At 44.4% G+C, this 25,929-nt stretch carries 21 protein-coding genes and 1 pseudogene; 9 read left to right on the top strand and 13 right to left on the bottom strand.

What is annotated here, in order from left to right; all coding sequences use genetic code 11:
• Window positions 1-1,107: pseudogene (locus AB4161_RS13705) on the bottom strand (transketolase); the annotation flags it as partial.
• 86 nt (window positions 1,108-1,193) lie between these two features.
• Window positions 1,194-2,144: a transaldolase gene (gene tal, locus AB4161_RS13700; protein ID WP_009845571.1), complete on the bottom strand. Its 951-nt coding sequence runs from the start codon at window positions 2,142-2,144 to the stop codon at window positions 1,194-1,196.
• Between the two features lie 459 nt (window positions 2,145-2,603).
• On the opposite strand from tal, the gene AB4161_RS13695 reads away from it, so the two are divergent.
• Together AB4161_RS13695 and AB4161_RS13690 are read left to right on the top strand one after the other, a co-directional pair.
• Entirely contained in the window at window positions 2,604-3,611 is a 1,008-nt protein-coding gene (locus tag AB4161_RS13695) for a sugar-binding transcriptional regulator (RefSeq protein ID WP_017061711.1), read from the top strand.
• 168 nt (window positions 3,612-3,779) lie between these two features.
• Window positions 3,780-5,147: a glycoside hydrolase family 18 protein gene (locus tag AB4161_RS13690; protein WP_372083484.1), complete on the top strand. Its 1,368-nt coding sequence runs from the start codon at window positions 3,780-3,782 to the stop codon at window positions 5,145-5,147.
• A gap of 78 nt (window positions 5,148-5,225) precedes the next feature.
• Here AB4161_RS13690 and AB4161_RS13685 read toward each other — a convergent pair whose 3' ends face one another.
• From AB4161_RS13685 to moeA, 7 genes are all read right to left on the bottom strand, one after another.
• Complete coding sequence (locus AB4161_RS13685) at window positions 5,226-7,520, bottom strand: putative bifunctional diguanylate cyclase/phosphodiesterase (protein ID WP_372083483.1); 2,295 nt, start codon at window positions 7,518-7,520, stop codon at window positions 5,226-5,228.
• A 385-nt stretch (window positions 7,521-7,905) separates the two neighbouring features.
• Window positions 7,906-8,754: a sulfurtransferase gene (locus tag AB4161_RS13680; RefSeq protein ID WP_017061707.1), complete on the bottom strand. Its 849-nt coding sequence runs from the start codon at window positions 8,752-8,754 to the stop codon at window positions 7,906-7,908.
• Window positions 8,755-8,878: 124 nt separating this feature from the next.
• A complete protein-coding gene (locus AB4161_RS13675) occupies window positions 8,879-9,193 on the bottom strand; it encodes a hypothetical protein (RefSeq protein ID WP_017077526.1) in 315 nt (104 codons plus the stop codon).
• A gap of 206 nt (window positions 9,194-9,399) precedes the next feature.
• Window positions 9,400-10,017: a hypothetical protein gene (locus AB4161_RS13670; RefSeq protein WP_372083482.1), complete on the bottom strand. Its 618-nt coding sequence runs from the start codon at window positions 10,015-10,017 to the stop codon at window positions 9,400-9,402.
• An 11-nt stretch (window positions 10,018-10,028) separates the two neighbouring features.
• Window positions 10,029-12,164 carry an LruC domain-containing protein gene (locus tag AB4161_RS13665; RefSeq protein WP_372083481.1) on the bottom strand — a complete coding sequence of 712 codons (2,136 nt, stop codon included), beginning with the start codon at window positions 12,162-12,164 and terminating at the stop codon, window positions 10,029-10,031.
• Window positions 12,165-12,419: 255 nt separating this feature from the next.
• A complete protein-coding gene (moeB, locus tag AB4161_RS13660; protein WP_372083480.1) occupies window positions 12,420-13,169 on the bottom strand; it encodes a molybdopterin-synthase adenylyltransferase MoeB in 750 nt (249 codons plus the stop codon).
• A gap of 12 nt (window positions 13,170-13,181) precedes the next feature.
• The gene (gene moeA / locus AB4161_RS13655; protein WP_372083479.1) at window positions 13,182-14,417 is read right to left on the bottom strand and encodes a molybdopterin molybdotransferase MoeA; all 1,236 of its coding nucleotides are present in this window, start codon (window positions 14,415-14,417) and stop codon (window positions 13,182-13,184) included.
• 216 nt (window positions 14,418-14,633) lie between these two features.
• On the opposite strand from moeA, the gene folE reads away from it, so the two are divergent.
• Entirely contained in the window at window positions 14,634-15,287 is a 654-nt protein-coding gene (gene folE / locus AB4161_RS13650) for a GTP cyclohydrolase I FolE (protein ID WP_017061725.1), read from the top strand.
• Between the two features lie 261 nt (window positions 15,288-15,548).
• Here the strand turns inward: folE and AB4161_RS13645 are convergent, their stop codons facing one another.
• The 4 genes from AB4161_RS13645 to AB4161_RS13630 form a co-directional block, all read right to left on the bottom strand.
• Window positions 15,549-16,202 carry a hypothetical protein gene (locus AB4161_RS13645; RefSeq protein WP_240492681.1) on the bottom strand — a complete coding sequence of 218 codons (654 nt, stop codon included), beginning with the start codon at window positions 16,200-16,202 and terminating at the stop codon, window positions 15,549-15,551.
• Window positions 16,195-16,734, bottom strand: coding sequence for a YaeQ family protein (locus AB4161_RS13640; RefSeq protein ID WP_017061727.1), 540 nt, complete (start codon window positions 16,732-16,734; stop codon window positions 16,195-16,197). The genes AB4161_RS13645 and AB4161_RS13640 overlap by 8 nt, the downstream gene beginning before the upstream one ends.
• Window positions 16,735-16,851: 117 nt before the next feature.
• Complete coding sequence (locus tag AB4161_RS13635; RefSeq protein ID WP_010430417.1) at window positions 16,852-17,061, bottom strand: cold-shock protein; 210 nt, start codon at window positions 17,059-17,061, stop codon at window positions 16,852-16,854.
• Window positions 17,062-17,509: 448 nt separating this feature from the next.
• Complete coding sequence (locus AB4161_RS13630; protein ID WP_372083477.1) at window positions 17,510-18,595, bottom strand: PQQ-dependent sugar dehydrogenase; 1,086 nt, start codon at window positions 18,593-18,595, stop codon at window positions 17,510-17,512.
• Window positions 18,596-18,865: 270 nt separating this feature from the next.
• Between AB4161_RS13630 and AB4161_RS13625 the strand changes: the two genes are divergently transcribed.
• From AB4161_RS13625 to AB4161_RS13600, 6 genes are all read left to right on the top strand, one after another.
• The gene (locus tag AB4161_RS13625) at window positions 18,866-20,059 is read left to right on the top strand and encodes a multidrug effflux MFS transporter (RefSeq protein WP_372083475.1); all 1,194 of its coding nucleotides are present in this window, start codon (window positions 18,866-18,868) and stop codon (window positions 20,057-20,059) included.
• A gap of 478 nt (window positions 20,060-20,537) precedes the next feature.
• Entirely contained in the window at window positions 20,538-21,350 is an 813-nt protein-coding gene (locus tag AB4161_RS13620; protein ID WP_372083473.1) for a crotonase/enoyl-CoA hydratase family protein, read from the top strand.
• A gap of 93 nt (window positions 21,351-21,443) precedes the next feature.
• A complete protein-coding gene (locus tag AB4161_RS13615; protein WP_372083471.1) occupies window positions 21,444-22,634 on the top strand; it encodes an OmpP1/FadL family transporter in 1,191 nt (396 codons plus the stop codon).
• The gene (locus tag AB4161_RS13610) at window positions 22,634-23,323 is read left to right on the top strand and encodes a hypothetical protein (RefSeq protein ID WP_102393100.1); all 690 of its coding nucleotides are present in this window, start codon (window positions 22,634-22,636) and stop codon (window positions 23,321-23,323) included. The genes AB4161_RS13615 and AB4161_RS13610 overlap by 1 nt, the downstream gene beginning before the upstream one ends.
• A 287-nt stretch (window positions 23,324-23,610) precedes the next feature.
• Window positions 23,611-24,723, top strand: coding sequence for an NADH:flavin oxidoreductase (locus AB4161_RS13605; RefSeq protein ID WP_372083469.1), 1,113 nt, complete (start codon window positions 23,611-23,613; stop codon window positions 24,721-24,723).
• A gap of 419 nt (window positions 24,724-25,142) precedes the next feature.
• Window positions 25,143-25,778 (top strand): CatB-related O-acetyltransferase, encoded by a 636-nt coding sequence (locus tag AB4161_RS13600; protein WP_108152110.1) that lies wholly within the window; start codon window positions 25,143-25,145, stop codon window positions 25,776-25,778.
• Window positions 25,779-25,929 lie beyond the last annotated feature (151 nt).

Below are 25,929 nucleotides of genomic sequence, written 5' to 3'. Positions count from 1 at the left end.
CATTTGACCAAACGCTTCTAATGCGTTTTGAGATGCTTTACGTGAAGCGATGTTTGCTGGGTTAGCTTGAAGATCAGCAATGATTGCGTTTGCTTTCTCTTCCCACTCAGCAGGTAGGTCACCGTTTACGCGGCGTTTGAATTCAGCTGCCAGCTCAGGGTATGCTGCTTCATAAGCTGCAAGTTTCTCGTTCCACGCTGCTTCCTTAGCTGCGCCTGCTTCTTTCGCATCCCACTCTGAGTAAACTTCCGACGGAATTTCAAAAGGACCGTGCTCCCAACCTAATTCTTTACGTGTTGCTGCAATTTCTTCAGCGCCTAGTGGTGCACCGTGACAGTCGTGCGTACCTGATTTGTTTGGAGAACCAAAGCCGATCACTGTTTTAGTACAGATTAGAGTAGGGCGAGGATCTGCTTTAGCCGCTTCAATCGCTGCGTTGATAGCATCAGAGTCGTGGCCATCTACCGCTGGGATTACGTGCCAGCCGTAAGCTTCGAAACGCTTAGGTGTATCGTCAGAGAACCAACCTTCAACTTCACCATCGATAGAGATACCGTTGTCATCCCAGAAAGCAACCAGCTTACCAAGACCTAACGTACCTGCTAGAGAACATGCTTCGTGAGAGATACCTTCCATCAGACAGCCATCACCCATGAATGCATAAGTGTAGTGGTCTACGATGTCGTGGCCTTCTTTGTTGAACTGTGCCGCAAGCGCTTTCTCAGCCATTGCCATACCAACAGCGTTAGTGATGCCTTGACCTAAAGGACCAGTAGTCGTCTCGATACCTGGTGCGTAACCGTACTCTGGGTGACCTGGAGTCTTAGAGTGCAGTTGACGGAAGTTCTTAAGATCTTCAATTGAAAGCTCGTAACCTGCTAGGTGAAGCAGAGAGTAAATCAGCATAGAGCCGTGGCCGTTTGAAAGTACGAAACGGTCGCGGTCAGCCCACTCTGGGTTAGATGGATTGTGGTTTAGGTGAGAGCGCCAAAGAACTTCAGCGATGTCAGCCATACCCATAGGAGCGCCTGGGTGACCAGAGTTTGCTTGTTGTACGCCGTCCATGCTTAGAGCACGAATAGCGTTAGCTAGATGTTTGCGGTTCATAGAAACTTCCGAATAAAAATTAAGATAAACAAATTGATAAAAGTAGGGGAACTGAACGTTCCCCTATTTGAAATTGGTGAGAGTGATTACAGCTTAGCTGCGATCATGTCTTCTAGTTTGCCTTGGTCAACTGCGAAGTTGCGGATGCCTTCAGCTAGCTTCTCTACAGCCATTGCGTCTTGGTTGTGATCCCATAGGAACTCAGCGTGAGTCATCGCCGCTGGACGCTCCTTAGTACCGTTAGAGTCGATAAGCTTCTCTACTACTTCGCCTTCTGCTGCTTCTAGGTCTGCTAGAAGTTGCGGAGCGATAGTTAGACGGTCACAACCAGCAAGTTCAAGGATCTCGCCGATATTACGGAAGCTTGCGCCCATAACAACAGTTTTGTAGCCGTGGTCTTTGTAGTAGTTGTAGATATCAGAAACAGAGATTACACCTGGATCTTCTGAAGCTTCGAAATCACGACCTTCTTTCGCTTTGTACCAGTCCATGATGCGACCAACGAAAGGAGAGATTAGGAATACGCCAGCTTCAGCACAAGCACGAGCTTGAGCGAAAGAGAATAGAAGCGTTAGGTTACAGTTGATGCCTTCTTTCTCTAGGATTTCAGCAGCACGGATGCCTTCCCAAGTAGAAGCCAGTTTGATAAGGATGCGGTCGTTAGTGATACCAGCGTCGTTGTACATTTTGATAAGTTGACGAGCTTTAGCAACGCTGCCTTCCATGTCGTAAGAAAGACGAGCATCTACTTCAGTAGAGATACGGCCAGGTACAACTTTTAGGATTTCTTTACCGATGTTCACGTTAAGCATGTCGCAAGTATCTTGAACTTGCTGTGCTTTATCACCGCTTTGCGCTTTTGCGTATTCGATAGAAGCATCGATTAGAGGAGCGTACTCAGCAATTTGAGCAGCTTTAAGAATTAGAGATGGGTTAGTTGTTGCATCTTCAGGAGTGTACTTGCTGATAGCTTCGATATCGCCAGTGTCAGCTACAACAGTTGTTAGTTTACGAAGTTGCTCTAATTTATTGCTCATTTTGATCATCCTATGTATCGCATAACACCTCATTAATGGGAGAGGTGTGGGCATTTGCAAGCTAACTAATGAAGTTCTCAATGGTTGTACCAGTGAGCCAAACTTACATTAATTTAAATTTTTCTCCGAACGAACATTTGCACAGAACATTTGATCGCTCGATGAGTAAATGATGTAGCCATATTTATCCGATCTAGCCCCAAAGTCAACGGTAAATAGTACTGTATGGTGACTTCAGTCAAATATATTTCGCTCTAGTAATCATGGGCTATGCAAGCAAACGTTTAACGAGCAAAGTGAGGTGAATTAATCAACAACAAAACCATGGTTATGACTATGAGCAAATGTACCTTGCTGTTACATATGTTCGGGGTGTAAACTTGTGTATCACTTGCTTAAGCATCGAACATTTGTTCTTCAAGCAGGTAAAATAATTGTTAAATATTGGTTGAGTGGTATATGAGTAAGAATATCCAAGATGTTTCCGAAGAAAACACTGATCTCCTCACTGAAGTAGCGGTTGCTTATTATCAAGATGGTGCCACGCAAGAAGAGATATCTAAAAAGTACTCTATCTCCCGTGCAAAGGTTGGTCGAATGCTCAAGCAAGCCCGAGATGAGGGCATTGTTGAGATCACCGTGAAATATCACCCCGTCTTTAGTGCGAAGATCGAGCAACGTTTGATCGAACGATTTGGTGTAAAGCGTGCTCTTGTAGCACTAGACCAACCAAATGAAGAGAAGCAGCGATTACAGGTTGCTGGTTTAGTGTCTAACTATCTTACCAGTACACTGAAAAACGGTATGGTGGTGACAGTAGGACAAGGGCGAAACGTATCGTCTGTTGCTCACCACACTGGCGTAATTACGCCACGAGACTGCAAATTCGTGTGTGGTATCGGCGGTATTCACCCAAGAGGCGGTATGTTTAATGCCGACCATATATGCAGGCAGCTAGCCAAAAAGTACGGTGGATCTTCTGAAACCTTATACGCGCCGGCTTATGCCGAGAATAAAGCGCAAAAAACCGCATTTATGGAAAACAGCACCGTTAAGCAGACACTCGATCTCGCTCGAAAAGCCGATGTTGCATTAGTCGGTATCGGTGATATGAGTGAAAACAGCTATATGGTCGACTTAGGTTGGTTTACCGCAGGTGAGGTCGTTCAATCTCGTTTATTGCAAGGAGTCGTCGGTGACTTTGCGGGTTATGACTTTTTCGATGTTCACGGTAAAACAGCAAACACAGTAATGAGTGACCGTGTGATTGGTTTGGCCTTGGAAGAATTTCGCCCAATAGCGGAAGTCATTGCCATTGCAGCGGAGAACAGTAAGCCATTAGCTCTATTAGGCGCACTAAGAACCGGTGTGGTCGATGTGATAGCGACCAGCGTAAGTAATGCTTTGACGGTACTTAACTTGGACGAACAACTTAGCGTGAATAAACCAAACAGCAGTGAATCGTAAGATACTTAAGCTTCGTTGAATTCACTATTTGAGTAATCATGGAAATTCCCCTGATGAAACCAGTGCAATAAGGGGGATAACTATTAGACATGACTCGAATAGTGAATTTGTTCAGCGGTTGAAAGAATTATCACTCTTTAATGTTAAGCCACACTAAAGGAGATAATTATGAAACTGTCATTTATCACACGCGCTATTTCTAGCAACAGTGACCAATCAAGTTCTATCTTTAAATCTAATTCCGTCATTGCGCTTAGCTTAATCACCACGGCTTGTATGCTCACACCTGAGGCACATGCCGATGATAAAGTCGTCGCAGGGTATTTTGCGGATTGGCAATATCTGAATAAAGACAACCCTTATACCGTTGACGACATACCTGCAGACAAGCTCTCACATATTATTTACGCCTTCTTGAGCATGTGTGGTCCTCATAGCGGTGCTGGTGAGCCCGTCCAAAAACAAATTCAGCAGCAATGTGCAGACAAACAACCATATACCGCGATTATTGTGGATAAAGAAGCTGCGTTAGAAGTCGATTTCGGAGACGTGGGTGTTGATGTCGCCTATAAAGGTCACTTTGCCCAGTTAGCTCAACTGAAGGCCGACAATCAAAATATCAAAATTTTGCCCTCATTTGGAGGGTGGACAATGTCTGAACCTTTCCATGCGATGGCGAAAGATCCTCAAGCCATTGCGCACTTTTCAAAAACTGCTGTTGAATTGATCCAAAAATACGACTTCTTTGATGGTATTGATCTTGATTGGGAATACCCAGGAGGCGGCGGCTTAACCACTTCGCCTTGGAACCCAGAGACGAAACTAACGGATGAGCAAAAAGCGCTAGAGCGTGAAGCTTTTACTCTTTTAGTAAAAACAATCAGAAGTGATTTGGACGCTCTATCAAAGACGACTCAAAGAGATTATGAGCTTTCAACGGCTGTCGGTGTTGGCGCTAAGGCTGCCCAAATTGATTGGAACGCAGCTAGCCCATATTTGACGAACATGTTTGCGATGACGTATGACTTCCTCGGAGGCTGGGGAACTCAAACAGGTCACACAACAAACTTACATGCCACAGAGCGCAGTTGGTGGGGAATGGGAGCTGATGTCTTCATTAATCAGATGATAGAGCAAGGTATTCCTAGCGAGAAGCTCGTGATCGGGGCGGCTTTTTATGGTCGAGGCTGGCAAGGGACAAAAGACTTTGCTGGAGAGCTGCCTAAAGGTGACCTAGTTTCTGAACAAGGGGCGCAGTTTGGTACCGGTGAAAACGGTTACTTCATGTTTTGGGATCTTATGAATAACTACAGCAGTAAACAAGGTTATGAGTATAAGTATGATGAGCAAGCTCAAGCACCTTATTTGTGGAACCCAGATAAAAAAGTATTCATATCTTTTGAAGATCAGCGTTCTATTAAAGCAAAGGCAGAATGGGCGAAGAAATCAGACCTAGGCGGCATTTTTACTTGGGAATTATCAGGAGATCCTTCCGGGCAGTTGATCGATGTTATGCATAGTGAAATGAATAAATAACTGAACAGAAAATACCTAGAAAATAAGGTAGGTGTTTAGCCGCCTACCTTATTTAGCTCGTCTATTTAACTCACGTTCTTAAACAGAACATTCCGCGTGCTCGGTCACTTTCTTGTTTAGGTGAGTAGCCAGCTCATCATAAGGAATAGGGCGAGAGAAGTAATAGCCTTGCATTAAGTCACATCCACATGCCTTTAGAATTGCGAAGTGTTCGTTTGATTCTACGCCTTCTGCTAATACCACCATGCCGAAGTTCTTACCGATTGCGATGATGTTTTGCACCATGGTGAGTGACTGCTGATCGACAGCAATGTTCTCAATAAAGCTCTTATCGATTTTAAGTTCATCGATAGGCAGTGCTTTCAACATACTTAGTGATGAATAACCTGTCCCGAAATCATCTAAAGAGATCTTTATATTCTTCTCTTTGAGGGCTTCAAAAGTCGGTTTCACCAAAGTCACATCTTCAATGAACAAGCTCTCGGTAATTTCTAGCGTTAAACAGCTAGGAGAGAGTTGATACTTTTCTAGTGTCGCGAACAAGTGCTCAGAGAAGGATTGATGAGAAAACTGACGCACTGATATGTTGATCGACAGCCCGATTTTTTGTTCTGTTGTTCGGTGCAAGTGGGCGATCTGCATAATGCTGGACTCAATAATAAAAGTCCCCAGTTTTTGCATTAAACCCGTGTTCTCTGCTATCGGTATAAAGACATCTGGCGGAACAAAACCCAATTCCTCATCAATCCAGCGCACGAGTGCTTCTACACCATGAATACTTTCATTTGCACGAACCAGCGGTTGGAAAACCATGAACAGCGTTTGTTTCTCGATAGCGATGCGTAGCCTTTGTTCTACTTTCATTTTGTAGAGATGAGCATCTTGCATTTCCGTTGTGAAAATACTGTACGAGTTTTGCTGCTGTTTCGCTTTGTACATTGAAATATCGGCAGAACGTAACAGGCTATCCAGATCTTTTCCGTGTTCTGGGAAACGCGCTACGCCGATGCTGCAACCTAACAAAAACTGAGCGCTTTCAACTTCATAAGGTTGAGAAAGCACTTCAATAATGCGCTTGGCGAGTCGTTTAATTTCAGCTTCATTCGACAAGGGCGTCAAGAACAAAAACTCATCACTGGATTCACGTACCAATAGGCTGAGGCGAGATCGGAACCTCATCAAACGCAAAGCGATCTGTTTGAGAACCTTATCTCCAAAGTCATGCCCGTGGGTGTCATTGACGCATTTAAAGTTATCGATATCGATAAACAACAGCGAAAACGGCTCTGACTCATCGTCAATCCATTTACCAATGTTTCTACGCATGTACAAACGGTTTGGCAGAGAGGTTAAAGGGTCATGGTTCGCCTGATAAATGAGTTGGCTACGAGTCCGTTGTTCATTCTTGGCAATCGACTTAACCAAAAAGTAGAAACCAAACTGAAGAAAAATAAAGGCAACGAAAAGAATGCTGAACTCTTGTATGAATATACTATCGACGTGAGTTAGATCCGTACGTCCTACCACCCATAATTTGTAGTTTGGGATGTATTTTGCGCTCATTAAAGAGTGGTATTGTTCATCGTCGACGACAAAAGAGTAGGTTTCTTGCCTATTCATCGCTTCTTGCACGCTAATTCCGAAGCGGTCGGTAAAGATACTTGCAATACGTTGTATGACCTCTTTGCCTACTGGAGAGGAATACGCACTCTCAGATTCGATATCACTCGAATAAAACTGGCGATAGCTGTCTTTTCTGATAAGGCTTAGTGTATTGAAACTTCCGGCATGAGCATTATTTTCAAATACGATCGTGGCGTCTAGTCGTAGCCCTGCGGTCATTACTGCATCGGTTTTCTTGCCATCGATTGAAATGGATTTTCTCAATGGGATAACCAAGCTATTCAACGATTCTTGAAAATAGGTACGGCCAAGCACCATGCTACTGCTTGATAGGGCGTCTAAGAAGGAGTCTCTTGTTGGCGCGTATTGCAGCAAGTTCCTTTGATTCGCAAGTTCGAGATTTGAGCTGATCGAGAGGTAGTCGCCATCGGTATTCAACAAGCCAAACGCTGCAATCGCAGGGTGGGTCTCAAGTAGCTTGTCTAAAATTGGCCTAATTTGGATAGACGCAGTACGTGTGAAATCAGATTGTTGAGCCAGTTGATGGCCAACCACTTCTAACAAGGCTTCTTGACTGGTCAGCAGCGAGTTGACGGAGCTAGAAAAAAGCTCAACCTGAATGTGTTGCTGCTCTATGAAGTCGTCTCTGTTTGCTTTCCAGTTTGTTATTCCCAACGCGGCGAAAAGTATCAGGGTCAGTAGTACGACAAACGCGTACAGCGACCAGATATTTTGCTTAAATAGAGCCATGAGGTGCCTTTGTTGGTTACTACTTTTAACAGACTGCAAGTGACAAACTATTGGGTTGTCAGCGCGATTCATGCAACGAAAAATACAAACATCAATGATGAAAGTATTAATGATTAAATAGTGTAACGACTACGAGCAGAGATTCTTGAGTGAAAAATTAGTATTCATAACGTCGATAACGATTAGTTTATGATTAATCTCGAATTATGGTTAGCAAGTTGATGTGGGTTACAAATCAAACGGCGTGAATCGAGTCTTGGTCTCAAATGAACATAGCGTTAACTGCGACATAGAGGCTTACTTCATGAGACGTGGGGCCATCATTATCAGTAAGCTCTTTATGCATGCGCAGTATATTCTAATAGTTGCATTAAGCGAAGTTGAATTACTTTTTAGTCACGGCGATAGGGAGTTTGTCGTTAGCACCCCATTCCGTCCATGAACCATCGTAAACACCCATTTCACCGTTATAGCCAGCGAGTTTAGCGGCTAATAATATGATGCAAGCTGTTACGCCAGAGCCACAGCTAAAGAACATAGGTTGAGAAGGCGTTAATTCTAGCGTTGAAAAGATATCAATAAGCTCTTCTTGGGACTTTAACTTGCCGTTTTTGAGTACTTGGGCAAATGGTAGGCAAATAGAATTCGGTATATGGCCACTACGCAAGCCTTCACGTGGTTCAGGAACTTCTGAATCGAAACGAGCTTGAGAACGAGCATCTACAATGTTTGCGCTCTTGTCAGTTGAGTAACCTTCAATCTGCTGAGCACTGACAAAGTAGTTGTCTTGAATATGGCCTTCAAAATTGCCCGCTTTTACTTCGGTGCGATAGTCAGTCTCGGTCGCGTAACCGGCTTCGATCCAAGCTGGCAAACCGCCATCTAAGATGAATACGTCGTTGTGTCCCATTGCCATAAACATCCACCACGCACGAGGAGAAGCGAAGGTTCCGGAGTTATCGTAAACCACAATCGTACTGTCTTGATTGATGCCAATTTCTTTTGTGCGAGTGTTGAAGTGTTTTTCGCTCGGAAACATGTGAGGAAGCAGAGTGTGCTTGTTACAAAAGTCTTTGTCGTAGTCAAAACGAATAGCACCAGGAATCATTTGTCCTTTGATCTTTTCTGACTCGCTTGGAATTTGAAATTCGATGCTGGCGTCGAGGATGATGATATTGTCTTCTGCTAGCAAACGTTGTTGAAGTTGTTGTGGTGAGATGAGTGGCTGATTCATTATTGTTATATCCATTCTTGTTGTTTTAGCGATTCTTACTGTTTTAGCGAATACAGTGGTAGAGCGATTCTTGTTGTTAGAGAGATTACTGTTGCTTTTATGAATACAGTTGTTGCATCGATTACTACTGTGCAGCTCGACAGTGGATGAACTGATAACTGCTTTGTCCGGTTATTTGATTGTTTAATGTATCAAGCGCGACCACAGAATCAATAGGGCAGTCTGTGGTTGGAGCAATAGAGACCCGAAATACGTCATTATCTTTTGTCTGAACCGTAAGATAACGCCTGTGCCCATCTAAGGACTGAGTGAGCGTGTTCGAAATTACTTTGGCTTGAATGCGTTGTCCCGTCTCAGATGTTAGCGGGAAATAGGAGAGGGCCAATAGCACCCCCACACCGCACATCAATATAAATAGACCTATTTTTAACTGTTTCATGAGAGTAAGTCTTTGAAGGTTATATTGAAAATATAAGTGAGATTGGCGGTAAAGTGAATGTTACTGGCTAAGAAATCTGAATTAACCGCTCATCGGCGAAAATAAAAAAGTGAGCATTTCTGCTCACTTTCTACTTACAAACAATCAATTTTGAATCGGTTTCGTCATAGACCTCGCTGACGACAAGTTACCTGCTGTTAAACGGCTTACTGCCAGACAATCTGAGAATCGCCGCTGGAAACCACTTGTTGTAATGGAGGTTGACCATCGTAGAACCAAATCTCTATCAAGAGTGCTTCATGGTTTACCGGTGCTGCAAAGTTGGAGGCGAACACACCATTATCTAATGGGCCTGCAATGACTTTACTGGAATAATCCGGCTTCAAGGTTGAGTCATCTCTTGTACTAAATCGGCTATAAACGGTCACAAAAGAACGGTCTGTCGAAATACTGCTGATGTCGATGTCGAGATCAAATTGTTCAACAGAGCTGTAGTCAAAGCCGTCAGGTACCACTAAATCACTCATCGTATAGCTTTGCGCTGCTACCGCACCTGTCACGGGAGACGGCGATGGTGTTGCTGTTACCGGAGTCGACGGGGTTGCAGGTGTCGAGGGTGTAGATGGCGATGGAGTAGATGCACTTCCGCCTCCACCGCCGCCGCCCCCACAGCCGGCTAATACTAATGGAGCTGCAGCTAAAATAACGGCTAGTGACTTCTTCATGTTCCAAGTGTTTTGTACAGACATACGTTCTTCCTCAGAGAGATTGCGGCTTGAATCAACGCAATGATTGTCTCGATATTGTTTAGTGTGAATAGTCATAACGTCTCTCCTTATGGTTCGTAACGTTGGTTGTCTGCAGGTGATTGGTACCATGTTTGGTTCGTTTCACCGCCGGATTCTGCGTATTCTTTAAACTCTGGGTAAGCGGTAACAATATCGACGTACTCTAGAGGCCACTCCCATTCGTCATCCGAAGTTACTATGAGAGCCCAAGGGTGGTTTTCTACTGTTTTGAAGTATTTACCTGTTGATGGATTACTGTCATCGACGCCTAAACCAGCTTCAAAGAGGTTAGTGGTATCAAATGCTTCGGTTGGAGCTTGGTCTGGCAAGTGAACCTCCCAGCTGCGTCCTGGATGTAGAGGTAGGTTTTCACCATGATAATACCCAGGCGTTGCGAAGATGAACGGGTCGTAAGGCATATCGGTCCAGCTGCCAGTACTCACACCGTCACCGGCTAAAGTAATACCAATTTGGAACGAGAACTGCTCATCTTCTTTACATCCATTACTGGTGCGGTAGAAGGTACAGCCAGTGCTGATTTTTTCTGTCAGGTCATTGGCGATAACAAAGATTGCTTCGCTACGTCCATCTTCTAGGTCAAGGTCAGTGAATACGCCGTTGTGTTTCATGTAAGAGCTACCACTACTCACCAAGCTCGGGTCGAGGTTAGGAAGTCGAACAGCAAAACCATTTCTGTACGATGCCCCGACAGCAGCTAGGCGGCCGTCGATAGTTGATTTAACGACTTTTCCATCTTTAAGGATTTCAGTAATACGATACATAAGAACAGCATCGTTCATGTCGTAGTCAGCTTTATAAGGCCAGTTATCTTCGTACGCGAGCGTTGCGTAACCAGAAGCACTTGGGAAGTAACGAGCAGTGGCACCATCGTTAAGAACATCGACTTGAATATCGACCACCTCACCAGAGGTTGAACCGCCAAAGTAACTTAGGTTGGTTTGTTGACTGAATCTAAAGCGAGCCCACGTCGTACCGGTCAGAGCGTTGATATCGACATTTAGGAACAGATCGTTTTCACCAGCATCGAGCGCGTAATCTGTAAACACTTGCTCGTTGTCGCCATCGAAACTGCCATCTTGGTTCCAATCTATCCAAGCCGAAAGGTAACCGGTTGTTGAAGCCTCAATCACCACTTTTGAATCAAGACCAGCTTCAAGTGCGGTTACAAAACCGATACCACCGTTCGCCCACTCATCATCAATACCCACGCTTTCATCCGATTGCGGTGTTACGTAGCCGTCAAGATCGGCGTCGGGCGCGTCTGTACCTAACCAAGTCACGCCATCTAGTTCATGTCGAGGACCGTTACTTGCTAATAACGTTAGATAGGTATCTGGAGCGTCACCGAAGTCGATGTTGGAATCTTCATCTACGACAGGCGCATTCGCACAGCGAGCACCATCATTTTGATTCGAAGAAGGGCCATTCGATACGAACTCTACAGCAGGAACGACACCTGCAGCGATGTTTGCAGCGTTATCTGGGGATAGGTTGATACGGTAGATCTTACCGTCTTGATTTCGAGATACGTAATAGTAGCCGTTTACATCAAAATAACCTGCGCCAAACGTCCCTGTTTCTCCGGTATCACCAATATAGGTTTCTGCACCTGTAGTTGGGTTGAAGCTGTACAAGCCACCCGAGTTATTGTCGATGCCATATAAAGAGCCATCACTTGGATGGAAAGCAAAATCAGTCAGTTTTACAGTTGCAGGGCTGCCTGCGATTTTGTTGACCGTGACGGTCGCATTCGGATCAGAGTCTAAAGGAGAGAGGTCAACAGTGAATAGTCCCTTACCTGTACGATACAAGTAGTAAACATGGTCATAGACGTCGCCGACATAGAAAGTGTGATCGGTTGGTAAGCCACTGGTATTGATAACTTCTGCTTGGAAGTCTTGACCAAGACGCACTAAACGTTTGTTGGTGGTGTCATAGCCATAAATATATCTGTCTTGAAAGTCGAAACCGACACCATTGATATTGGCATTCATACCCGTATCGTCTTCTAACAGTGTGGTTGAACCTGTTACTAGGTTTACACCCCAAACTTCAACGGGTTTCGACTGAAAGAGGTATGCTTGACTAGGGCAGGTATCGAATGGCGCTGCGTTGGCGACTAGAGGGGCACTTAATAGCAAACTTAACGTTGTAATTCTCATATCTACATCCTTGTGATGGAAGGTACAGATACAGTTACAAGTTATGTGCCAAATTTAACATGTTGATTTTTAACGATTATATTTTGTGGTGCTGATTTTTTTATTGTATTCTCAAAATGAGAACTCAAATGAAACTAATCTCTCATAGAGTATTTCAAATTGATAAAGCGAGTTGAGATGGTGACGTTGAGATATAAAAAAGCCCCAACATATAGTCAAGGCTTAAGTTTTCGATAAGAGGGGATATGATTTAGCTTATCCACACACCGAACAATTAGGCATCTTCATTAAATTCATTTCACGCCAGCTGTGAGACATGGCATCGAGAATCAAAAGCTTGCCTTGCTTTGGTTGTCCAAACCCGGCAATAACCTTGATAGCTTCCAAAGCCTGAGCCGCGCCAACCATGCCAACAACAGGTGCCATCACACCGGCTTCAACACAGCTTAGAGCAGCGTTGCCGAATAGAGCGCTCAAGCACTGGTAGCAAGGTGCATTTTCATCTTGATAAGTGAATACGCTAATCTGACCTTCCATGCGAATCGCAGCACCAGAAACTAAAGGCGTTTTAGATGCGTAACATAAGCGGTTCAACTGATTGCGCGTTTCGACGTTGTCACTGGCATCAAGAACAAGCGAGTGTGCTTCAATTAACTTGCCAAGTGCCTCGTCATCAAGCCTGTGTTCGACAGTTTCAATCGTCAGATGCGGGTTCAATACCTGCAAAGATTCAGCGGCAGAATCGACCTTCTTCTTACCAATATCAGTATCGGTGTGAAGTACTTGTCGCTGCAAATTTGAAAGCTCGACAATATCATCGTCGATCAGTGTTAGCTTACCAATTCCCGCAGTCGCAAGGTATTGAGCAGAGGCACAGCCTAAACCACCCGCACCTAACACTAAGATTGAACTCTGTTTCAGCGCTTCTTGACCTTCAAAATCAAACTGTTTGAGAATGATCTGGCGATTGTAACGAAGCATCTCTGCGTCAGACAGTATTTCCATCAGCAAGCCTCGTTAGTAAAGCGTGGAGTTAAACAGTTGAATCTGAACCGTTTCACCGACTTCAACACGGCCACGTTCGCGCTCTAGTACCACAAAGCAGTTTGCTAAGCTCATTGAGCGGAAAGCGCCAGAGCTTTGGTTACCGGTTGTTTCTACTACAAACTGACCGTTTTCAATCGAGTAAATACCACGTTGATAATCAGTACGGCCTGGGCCTTTTTTGAATGCAGATTTAGTGATCGCAGGAATCGATTCTGGTGCTGTCCACGCAGTGTGACCGGCAAGTTTAGCCAGCATAGGTTGAACTAACACATACATAGTCATCATTGCAGACACTGGGTTACCCGGTAGGCCACAGAACCAAGCGTTGTCTAGCTCACCAAATGCGAATGGTTTACCTGGTTTGATTGCTAGTTTCCAAAAGCCGATTTCGCCAAGCTCTTCAAGAATGTCTTTGGTGTAATCAGCTTCGCCGACACTTACGCCACCAGAAGTGACAACTACGTCTGCCAGTTCTTGCGCTTTTACAAAGGTTTCTTTAAGCGTTGCAGGGCAATCAGGAATAATACCTAGGTCAATTGCTTCGCAACCAAACGCTTCAATCAGTGGTTTGATACCGTAGCGGTTGCTGTCGTAGATCTGACCATCTTCAAGAGGCTGACCTAATGGCTTGAGCTCATCGCCAGTAGAGAAGAAAGCGACTTTAGGTTTGTGTGCCACAGTTACATGACTCACACCGAGCGAAGCAATCATTGGAATGTCACGAGGTGTTAAACGTTCGCCACGGCTAAGAACGATATCGCCTTGCTTGATGTCGTCACCGGTAGGGCGAATGTTATTGTTCAGCTTGATGTCGTCTTGCTGAATCTCAATGCCAGCGTCAGTTTCAGCCGTGTTTTCTTGCATGATTACGACGTCACAACCTTCCGGGATCTTTGCGCCAGTCATAATGCGAATACAGGTGTTTGCTGGCCATTCACCTTCAAAAGGTTGACCTGCAAAGGACTTGCCCGCTAAAGGCAGCACTTTACTGTTCTCTAGGTCTGCTAAGCGCAGTGCATAGCCGTCCATTGCTGAGTTATCAAAAGGAGGGACGAAAATAGGGGATAGAATATCTTCAGCAAGTACGTAACCCAATGCTTCTGCTAATGGCAGTGATAAGGTCGTTTGAATAGGTTGAATTGGTGATAGCAGCTTATCTAGTGCTTCTTCAATTGGCATCAAGCCCGGAGCGTCGCAACAGCCCATAATTGAAATCCTTTGATCGTTATTATTTTGATTTGGCGGTTGGCAATAGGGATTCAATAGTTATCAAATCATGATGGTTCGCCAACGAAATTCTAGCCACTCTAGCACAGTTTAAGCCCCGTAAATAATGACCTCCCTTAAAATATGGGTGTATTTATTCAAAATTCCGAGTATCCTTGTTTGCCATCCAGAAGGGGTAATAAAAGAGGAAGTTCAATGTCAGGTCTTAGCGAATCAGCGAAGTTGGTTAAAGATGCGCTAGCAAGCCGTGGTTTAGAGACACCAATGAGTCCAAACCAGGTTAGCCGAGAAGAGAAAAAGGAACGAATCGAACACCATATGCGTGAGATTCTCACTCTCCTTGAACTTGATCTTACGGACGATAGTCTGGAAGAAACACCGCAACGTATTGCTAAAATGTACGTGGATGAAATTTTCTCTGGTTTGGATTACGCCAATTTCCCTAAAATTACGGTAATCGAAAACAAGATGGGCGTTCGTGAGATGGTACGAGTAAAAGACATTACCGTGACCAGTACTTGTGAGCACCACTTAGTGACGATTGATGGTAAGACTGCGGTCGCTTATATCCCGCGTGGAAAAATCATTGGTCTTTCAAAGATTAACCGTATTGTTCGATTCTTTGCTCAGCGCCCACAAGTTCAAGAGCGTATGACGCAGCAGATCCTTGTTGCATTGCAAACGCTACTCGAAACCGATGACGTTGCTGTAACCATGGATGCGGTTCACTACTGCGTGAAATCTCGCGGTGTAATGGATGCAACCAGCGAAACGACAACAACAGCTCTAGGCGGTATCTTCAGATCAAACCCAGCAACGCGCCACGAGTTCTTACACGGCCTGCGTTGATTCACTGCATTATTAGATGAATTCAATTTAGCCTCTGTAAATTGATGTTCATTGAAATATATTCTAAGCCTCGCTTTATGCGGGGCTTTTTTACGCCTGTAATGAAGTCAACTGTAATGGCTGAGAATGCTGTTATTCCCTAAAGTGAAGAATGAACGTAATAGGGAATCTGTTGCGGCCAAGCAGAAAAAGCACGCTCTATATCTTAACGTTTGTTGAAAGCATATAGAGCGTAACTAGAATCAGTCGCTGGTGGAGTGCTTAAGAAAGGTTAAACAAACGCTTTAAGTGGTGAACAATACCGGATGGCTTGTTCTCGGCTTGATAGATGCTCAAACCATCGTAAAAACTCGCCATGAACTCTACGCGAATCTCATCATCACTGCTTCTCGATATACGAGACAGTAGCGTAGCGGCTACAGCTGCGTGATCATTGGCTAGGCTGTAATCCATTCCTAGTCGTCCTTGAATGAACAACCACAAATGCGTGACTAGTTTTAACTGTTGAGCGTTAGAGTTTTGAAACTTGTCGCTGTGCTCAGTTCCCACTGTATTATCGAATACATTTTGCATCGCCTCATTCGCTTCTTTATTGCTTTCAAAGCGATAGCTTGCATCGATATGTTCCTTGGTTAGCAAGCCAAGCAACGTCTGACGTGCAGAGTTCTCCGGCTTGTTCTCGCAAGCGTGTTTAAACAAAGCGTGGTTTTCATCAATAAATGACGACAGCTCTTTCTCGTAGCCTGTCGAGAGCGCTTTGACTGAACCTAAACCTGCTTCTTTTAAACACTGGTGAAGCTTGGTTCTAGCTTGTTGTTTAGCTTTGATTTCTTGCTGCGCGTCGGCTTGTTGCTTGGCTTCTTCTAGCTGGCTAGCTGCTGTTTGCGAATTATTCGGGGTTGGACGCTCAGTCATTACTCTGTAGCTCTTCCCACGTTACTTCTGCCGATTGAGTATCGCTGTTAATGAAAGCAGAGTTACCCGTCAGCATGACTGAAAGATCCATCGTACGTTGTGTCATCGCTGCTAGCTGCTCAATACCATCGTTGTCTAGACGAACGATCTGAGCTTTTAGGTAGCCGAATTTACCTTTGTTCTGCTCCCACCAAACGTTTGATTTAGTGTTGAAGCTGAATACGCGTACTGATTTAGATAGGCGAGTTGCCTTCTTAACACGCTCTGGATCAGGTTCGCCTACATCAACCCATTCTAGGATTTGATCGTCTAACGACTTTTGCCATAAATCGGGTTCTTCAATGCTAGACAACCCTTTAGTGAACTCAAGTTCAGGAGACGCATTGATACAGAAAGCCATGATTCGAGCCATCATTCGCTGTTCTGTTTCAGAAGGGTGTTGTGCAACCGTTAGATTGAAAGAGTCGTAATAGTCGCGATTCATATCGGTTAAAGAGATACGAAACTTATAGATTGTCGGTTTAAGAGCCATTGAGAGGGTGTCTTAGGTAGAAATAGTGAAGGGGAATATTACCTTAAATCTCTGAATAGCGGGTAGAAAAATAGCCAGCAGAGGCTGGCTATTTTTAGAAAGCTTTAAAATACTAAATTAAAGTACTTTGATGCTGTCAGCTTGTGGGCCTTTTTGACCTTGAGATACTACGAACTCAACTTTTTGGCCTTCAGCAAGAGTTTTGAAACCGTCGCCAGTGATAGCAGAGAAGTGTGCGAATACGTCTGGGCCGTTTTCTTGTTGAATGAAGCCGAAGCCTTTAGTTTCGTTGAACCATTTTACTGTACCAGTAACTGTGTTAGACATGATGATATCCTAAAATTAAATTTTTATTTTGAGCCAATTGTGGCACTGATAGCGCGGAAAAGTTTATTGCTATTGCGTACAACACAACGGGGTTACTAGTAATCCAACGAAATGTTTATATACAAAGAACTTTCTTTCTAGCCGGGAACGAGTCTAAATCAAATCAGGGGATAGTCAATCGAATACATAGGGAAAGGTTGCAGAAACTTGGGGGTAGTCAAACTTTGCATTCCTTAAATATCATGGAGTTACAGCTGTATGGTGATTTGTTGTAGTTTTTGTGAAAAAGGAGGTCGAAATTGATGACGAATTTGGAGTCAATGCACTGTTTTAGCGCATTCATTTTTGCAAATTTAAAGCCGCTAACTGGGCGTTGAGCCCACTTTTAACGGCTTATATTTATAAATGTCGTTGTAAGGTAAGTGCCTTTACTTGAACGAGGTCTCGGCTACTTTTTCAAGCGGTACAGGTTGCCATTATCAGTGCTGAAGAAGATGTCTCCGTTTGGTGAAGTTTCGATGTCTCTTATCCTTTCGCCCAAGTCCTCTAAAATGCGTTCTTCCTCGATTGCCTCACCTTGTTCATTGACTGTCACAATATTGATGTGAGTAAGTTTTAGTGCGCCAGCCAGCAGTTTGCCTTTCAGCTCTGGGTATTTGTCTCCTTGGTAAACAAGCAAACTGCCCGGAGCGATTGAAGGAACATAGACTTTTTTTGGCGCTTCAATACCATCTTTGGTTTCCGATTCGCCAACGCTGATAGGGCCCCAATACTCTTTTCCGTGTGAGGTGACAGGCCACCCATAGTTGGCACCCGCTTTTATTAGGTTAATTTCATCACCACCGCGAGGGCCGTGTTCAATCGACCAAAGCTTTTGAGTCGGGAAATCGTAATACAGACCTTGTGGATTACGATGGCCAAAGCTCCAAATTTCATTGAGCACTTTGTTGTTATCCGTGAATGGGTTATCGCTTGGTGTGCTTCCATCGGCATTCAGTCGTAATATTGATCCGGCGTGAGTCATGGTGTCTTGGCCGTTGTCTCGATCACCACGGTCGCCGATTGAAAAATACAGGTGGCTATCATCAAAGGTGATACGGCTACCAAAGTGACGTCCGGTGTCCGTTCTAGATTTAGATACAAACACATCTGTCCAATTGGTGACTTCATTATTGCTGTAATTAGCAGAAGCCAGTGTCGTTACGCCTTCACTATCGACGTCTTTACTGTAAGTGACGTAGAACTTTCCGTTTTCAAAAGGGGAGAGTGCGATATCCAATAATCCACCTTGGCCTTTCGCCCATACATTGGGCAGCCTGAACAGTGTGTTTTGATCGCCTGTTTTTAAATCGACATGTTTAATGACGCCTGATTTTTCTGTGACTAACATGGACTTATCGTTGACATAAGCCAGTCCCCAAGGGATCACGAGTCCGTCGGTGATCTTCTCTGCCTGCCATGCAAAGGCTGACGTTATAGGACCAGAGGCAAGCAGCGCCAAAGCACATGAAAAAATACGGTGATGAGTGTTCATTGAAATCCCTTGATTATGAGCATCTAGTGTTAGTCTAGCGCTTGTGACCGATTGGCGGAAAGCCGAGGTTGCTGAAAAGTGACTATTCACATATTTAGTTGAACGCCTATTGTATGATTATACAAGCTCACGTATGTTTACTCTGCCTTTCTCTATTTGATCCCGTCGGAGCATTATGAACAACTCACCAGCAGCATTTTCGCTATTTTCTCAGTTTTTATGTTGTGAGTTAGATACGCACGATTTTTCTTCGAACGGACCTATTAAACGATGAGTGGTGGATTTGATTTTAAATCGATCTTACTTGCGTGCTTGGTCATCAGTATCGGCCAGCTCAGTATGGGCTTGGTGTTTCCTTCTTTACCTTGGATCGCAAAAGATTTTGATGTCTCGCTAGAGCAAGCTCAGCTTTTGGTGAGTGTGTATTTATTAGGCTTTGGCCCTTCCCAGTTTATTTATGGCCCTATTTCCGATGCTTTGGGACGCAAGAAGGTACTGCTAAGCGGTTTGTTGATTGCCATGCTTGGGTTATTGATGATCATCTTCTTCAGCCATTCGTTTACTAGCATGGTGATGGGGCGATTCCTGCAAGGCTTAGGAACCGGTTGTTGCGCGGTACTTGCTCGTGCTTCTACGCGAGACAGATTCAGTGGGGCAGACTTGCCTTTGGCGATGTCTTACATTGCTATGGTTGCGTCTATAACACCTTTGATCGCGCCCGTTATCGGTGGATTCATTAACTTCCATTTTGGCTGGAGCATGGTGTTTATCTCGCTACTTGGCTATGTCTCATTAGCTTGGGTGGTGTTAGCGTTCAAATTTAAGGAAACCGTCACTCAGGTTTCGGCGATCCCTTCGCCTAAGAGAATGGTTTCTCAATATAAAGAGTTACTCACTTCTCGTTATTTTATGAGCTTTGCGAGTATCGGTTGGCTTAACTTTAGCTTGATGATCACCACTGTGTCGGTGATGCCATTTATCATGCAAAACCAGATTGGTATGACGTCAGATGAATACGCGATGTGGGCGGTGATTCCAGCATTAGGCATGCTTGGCGGAACAGGCTTATGTAACCGTATTCGCCCTATGCTGGGTAACAAGAAAACTCTGTTATGCACACCTGTATTGCACGTTGCTGCGGCCTTGTGGCTGTTCTTCTGTCCACTCGAACCTTTGTATCTCATGCTTGGCCAGTTCTTGATGATCCTTGGTAATGGTATTGCGTTACCTTGTGCTCAGGCGTTAGTGATGTTGCCTTATAAGAAGAACGCTGGCGCGGCGGCTGCGATGTCTGGTGGCGGGCAGATGGTGGTGTCTTCAATTGTGAGTATGGGCCTGGTTCAGTTAGGGTTAGGGGAAGCGTGGCATTTATCGCTCGTTATCATGCTGTTCACATTGATTACCCTGTTTAACATTTTGCGTGGTTTCAGTAGCCAAGAAGCGAGAGAGTCTCAGCTCAGTTAGTTGCTTAGGTAATTAGCTAGCTGCCTGGCTAGTAGGAACGAGAAGGCCATTGAAATGATGAATTTCAATGGCCTTTTTAATGTTCAGCGCTTTGGTTTAAGTTACCAGAATATATGCTATTTTCTGACTGCTTAGGGCAAGTGGTAGTGTTCCGAGCGCAGCTTGCGGCAGGGACGTTAGTTTCCATTATTGCTGGCAGCTACTTTATCTTCTTGCTACTGAAATCTCGAAGAACATAGGTTTTGCTCATGACCGAAAGCCATTGCTAATCAAAGCTACTGGCAATCAAAGCCATTGGCGATAAAAGCTACGGATGAAAAGCAGTGAATGGAGCGATCCATCACTGCTTTTTTGTTGATGTCATTTGTGTAAAGGGAAAGACGTTAAGCAACACAGGTCTCGCTTCTTAATGTGCAAGTTTGGCATATGTTAATAAAATGTATAACCTAAAGGTCTGACCACTGATAAGGTAGCCACCATGCCAAACCTCGATCGTATTACTTGTTCTATCGATGAAAACCAAATTGCGACGGTTGTGTTGAATCGACCCGATAAGCTCAATGCTATTGATATGGCAATGTTTCAAGGCGTGAATAACATGGTGACTCAGCTGAAAAAGAACACCGAGATTCGTGCCGTAATAGTAAAAGGTGAGGGTTCTGATTTTTGTTCAGGGCTTGATGTTAAGTCCCTATTAACCAGTAAATCTGGGGCGATGAAGCTCTTGTTTAAATGGCTACCGACATTGCCTAACGCTGCACAACGCTTTTCATTGGGTTGGCGAGATATTCCATGCCCTGTCATTTTTGCGATTCATGGTCGTTGTTGGGGAGGCGGCCTGCAATTGGTCAGTGGGGGTGATTTTAGAATTGCTAGCCCGGATGCGAACTTCTCTATATTGGAAGCAAAGTGGGGTCTGATTCCAGACATGGGAGGCGCTATCGCTTTTAGAGAGCTGATGCGTAAAGATCACACCCTTGAAATGGCGATGACGGCCAAAGTGATCGACTGTGAAACCGCTAAAGAATATGGGTTGGTGACCAAGATTGCCGAAGATCCTTACGCTGAAGCCTATGCGTTGGCACTTGAGTGTGCGAATCGGTCGCCAGATGTCGTCGCTGCTAACAAGAAGCTCTACAACAAGACTTGGTGGTCAAGCCCGGGCATGGCTGTATTCTGCGAAACTTGGTATCAGATAAAGGTTGGGTTAGGTAAGAACAGGGCGATTGCTGCTCAACGTGAAATTCATCGAGACAAACTACGCCCTTACGTCGCCAGAAAGTTTAAATAGCGCTTGTACAGGAATAATGGATATTCCCTTTGTTTATTGAGCTTTGCGGTAACCTTAGAGCAATTTAATGTCTAAGGCTAAATGAGCGCTCTGATGAACAAAACTTTTACTTACTCTCTAGCTGCCACTGCAATTTTTACGAGCTTAAATGCATTCGCAAGTGGCCTGTTTTTGCAAGAAGCTGTCGTTGCCAACGCTGGTACTACTGGCGCTGGTGATGGTGTTTACACTCGATCTGCAGCGGCGATGTGGACAAACCCTGCCACTATGTCTCACATGGGCGAAAGCAAAACGACCATCAACACCATGGCATTCGATCTTGAAATGAAGTATCAAGATAACGGTGGTAATCCAGATGGTAAAGCTCATTCCGTAATGCCGTCATTTGGTGCCTTCCACGCTCATCAAGTCACAGACAAATTACACCTTGGTATCGCGCTTGGCGCTGTTGGCGGCTCTAGCCTTGATTACGGTAACGAATGGGCAGGTCATCTTTTACTTCAAGATATTACGCTTACTGCGATGCAAGTGAATCCATCACTGAGTTACCAACTGAATGACCAGTGGTCGGTTGGGGCGGGTGTACAATTAAGTTGGGCTGCATTCCAACAAACAACGTCAATGCTTACTGCGAAGCAAGATACTGACTGGGCATACGGCTATAACCTTGGCGTAATGTACACACCGACAGATAAACTTAAGCTGGGCGCAAGTTACCGTTCTAAGCTAGAGCATAAGTTTAACAATGATGTAAATGGCGTTATTAACCAAGGCGTATTGAATTCATTATCAACTGATATTGCTTTACCTGAAATCATCGATGTCAGTGCGAGCTATGCTTTGAACTCTCAACTTGACCTGCTTGCTAGTATTCAGTTCCATCGTTGGAGTGAATGGGATACAACCGTTCTTGATTTTGGAATAGCAGGAAGTCCAATTAATGGTGTTCCGATTGAGCGTGACTGGGATGACGTTTGGAAATTTGCGGTAGGTGCGGATTATCAATTGAATTCAGACTGGCGTTTGAAAGCTGGCTTCTCTTACGAAACTTCTCCGCAAGACGATCCGTCAATGCAATGGGTTGACCTTCCTGTGGGTGAACAGTACCGCTACTCAGTTGGCGCATCTACCTACTGGGACGACATCTTAATTGATGTGTTCTATGAATACGCTGATTTGGGTTCAGTTGAGATGGATCGATATGGTCGATTTGGTCAAGTTAATCTGTTGAATGGTTCGTTCGATGGCCGTATCCACTTTGTTGGTGTTAGCGCGACCTTCTAATGACATTACGTAATCTACTAATCATTACTTTAGTGTCTTTATTTTCAACGGGTGCTTTTGCTGAAGAGAAGCACCCTGATGATCCGACTAAAATCGTAACCAAAGCTGGCGTTGCTTATAACGAAGATCTGCAGTTCTCTGGGTCTATTGGGCTTGATGAAGCACGAATGATCAATGCTCGTGTTAACGCAGATGGCGAAGAATGGCGAATAGGCGGCTCATGGCTGTTGCCTATGGGTATTGTTAACTTCAACTTTAGCCGTTCTGAATATGACAACGATGCTTATAAGAACAACTACAGTATTGGCACATTTATACCACTGAGTTATTTCGACATTGAGCCGTTCGGTTGGCAAATCTTCCCTATGGCTGGCTACAGTTATAATGATGGCGAAGTGGCGGTTTTCGATGATGATAACGTTGGCTCTGATTATGTATTGATGCCGAGTTCAACACATGGTGGCTACATTGGTGCCTTTGGTTTAAAAACGATTACGGATGAGTGGTCGATTATGGGCTTCGGTGGCGGTTCAATGGGGTCTGATGATTATTCAGGGTATTGGGCAGGCGTCGGTGCTAGCTACAAGTTGAGTGACGCTCAATCATTCAACTTCTTCACTATTTTTGCTGAGGACGATTTCGGTGAAAATAACAGTGTTGGCGCGTCTTACACCTATGAGTTCAAATAACTGTTAGCAGGCAGAAATTCGCAGGTGGACACCTCTCGTAAGAACCATTGACTTAGTCCAGATTAAATTGAACAAAGTCGCTTATTAAAACTTAGCGACTTTCTTTTGTTACCATTTCTCCAATCTTTTTTATCTCTTTTTGATGCTTTCTATATCTTTCTCACATGAGAGTGCCGCTCTCTTAATCTAGATTAAGTTTTCGCTGCCTTATTCTCTGTAGTATCCGCCTGAATCAGTGCCCATGCTTAATGGGTAACTTGCGTAACACGATTTTGAGAGGAAGACACTTGAGCACTTTGTTTACAGAAACCCACATTGGCAAGATGACACTAAAGAATCGCTTCATGAGAAGTGCAACGTGGGAAAATATGGCCACCGAAGATGGGCATATGACAGATAAACTGTACGCTATCTATGAAGAGTTGGCTCAAGGTGAAGTCGGCCTGATCGTGACGGGCTACGCGAACATAGTTGAAGAAGAAAAGCCGAATGCAGGCATGATGGGTATGTATAACGACTCATTCATTGAAGAGTATCAAAAGCTGACTCAACTGGTGCACGACAACGACTCTAAAATCGTGATGCAGTTGGCTTATGGTGGCACCAAAACCACGCATGACCTTGGCGAGCGAGTAATCTACGCACCAAGTGAGGTTCCAGAAAAAGGAACTCAAACTCTAGGCAAAGCGATGACCACAGACGAGATCGACTACATTGTTGATGCGTTTGCTCAAGCGTCTTTGAGAGCACAAAAATCAGGCTTTGATGGCGTTGAAATTCATGCTGCTCACACTTACCTGATTAATCAGTTCTTAAGCCCTTACTACAACCAACGTGAAGATGAGTACGGCGGTAACTTAGAAAACCGCATGAGGTTTTTGTTAGAGATCTATACCGCGACACGTAAGCTAGTGGGTGATGATTTCCCTATCTTAGTTAAGCTCACGGCATCCGAGTTTTTTGAAGGTGGCGTCACCTTTGAGGAAACACGTATTGTCTGTAAAAAGCTTGAACAAGTGGGTGTGGATGGCATTGTCGTGTCAGGCAATATTCATGGCAAAGCAGACACTATGATTGGCGAGTCGCACGATGGTTTTACCATTCAAGCTGAAGGCTACTTCCATGAGTATGGTCACGCGATTAGCCAAGACGTTAATATCCCAGTGATCACGGTTGGTGGTCTAACGGATTTTGATGCTATCGAAGCGATTGCAAACAACACGGGCATTGAGTACTTCGCGCTTTCAAGACCGCTGCTTTCTGAACCCCATTTAGTGAAGCGTTGGAAGGAAGGGGATAGAAGCCCTGTTGAATGCGAACGATGCTCTAAGTGTCGTACTAAGCGCGGTAACTTCTGCGTGGTGAATAAAGACAGAAAAGTACAGCTTGCACGCATGTAGTCGCTGAGCCCAGCTCCAAGCGAGCTCCGAAGTTTATAGCTGAGTCTAAGTTTGAGCCTGTGTAATCGCGCAGGCTCTTGTTCATTCCGTATTCCACGAAACGAAATTTGAAACCTTATTAATCACATCTTCCTGTCAAATTGGCGCGACTAAACAGTTACACTACGCCTGTAAATTATCCAACCAAGTTATCGATAAAAACTGAGCAAACTTTGAAACTACTTCCTCTTCTTAAGCAACCTCGAATCCACTGACGTCTCTTTAGTTTTAGCGATATTGCTATGATTTAAGCGTGATACTCACTATTCATCCCAGTGAACCCTGTGTTTATAGGGCGTTAGTTTGTGCACCTTGGATTTGCATCGTCGAACATTTTGATAGTTAACGAATAAAACTTAATAGATCATTCAGAGGTAAAAATGCAAAAGAAGCATTGGTCCAAATTCGAGTTGCTGCATGAAGTCGTAACCAACCCCAATATTCACGTAAAAGGTCAACACAGTTATTACAGCGATTGCTGGGATAATGGGTTCGAGCAATCTGTCGTCCGTTATTTACATGGCGACGACGTCAGCCGCCAGTGGGAGCCTCGATGGGAAATCGACGAACTCCATATCGGCGATTATGTCTGCATTGGCGCAGAGGTTGTGATTTTAATGGGTGGCAACCATACCCACAGAGTTGATTGGTTTTCGCTGTATCCATTTATGGATGTAATCGACGATGCCTACATTGGCAAAGGTGACACTCACATTGAAGATGGGGTGTGGTTAGGCATGAGAGCGATGGTGATGCCCGGTGTGACGATTGGCGAAGGCGCTGTGGTTGCAGCGAATAGTGTGGTGACTAAAGACGTCGCTCCATACAGCATTGTCGGTGGTTCTCCAGCTAAAGTCGTCAAATACCGCTTTGATGAGTCCGTTATTGACGAACTCATGTCATTCAAAATATACGAGTGGCCCTCAGATAAATTTGAAGCGCTGAAACCGTATTTATGTAACTCAGACTTTTCAAAGTTAAAGCAGGCGATAACGGATTACGACAATTGTTTGTAAGGAGCACTTGTAACGAGCGTTTGTAAGGAGCGTTTTTAAGGTACGGGTATAGCCACAGATTTGTGTAGAAAGATCTGTGTCATATTTATATTGAAAAACACGTTAAATCAGTCCGTTACCTTGCAATACTCAACATGGTGTACCAATCTTA

Source organism: Vibrio sp. 10N.286.51.E5 (assembly GCF_041469125.1).
GTDB classification, from domain to species: Bacteria; Pseudomonadota; Gammaproteobacteria; order Enterobacterales; family Vibrionaceae; genus Vibrio; species Vibrio crassostreae_C.
This window is presented reverse-complemented; position numbering and strand designations above follow the sequence as displayed.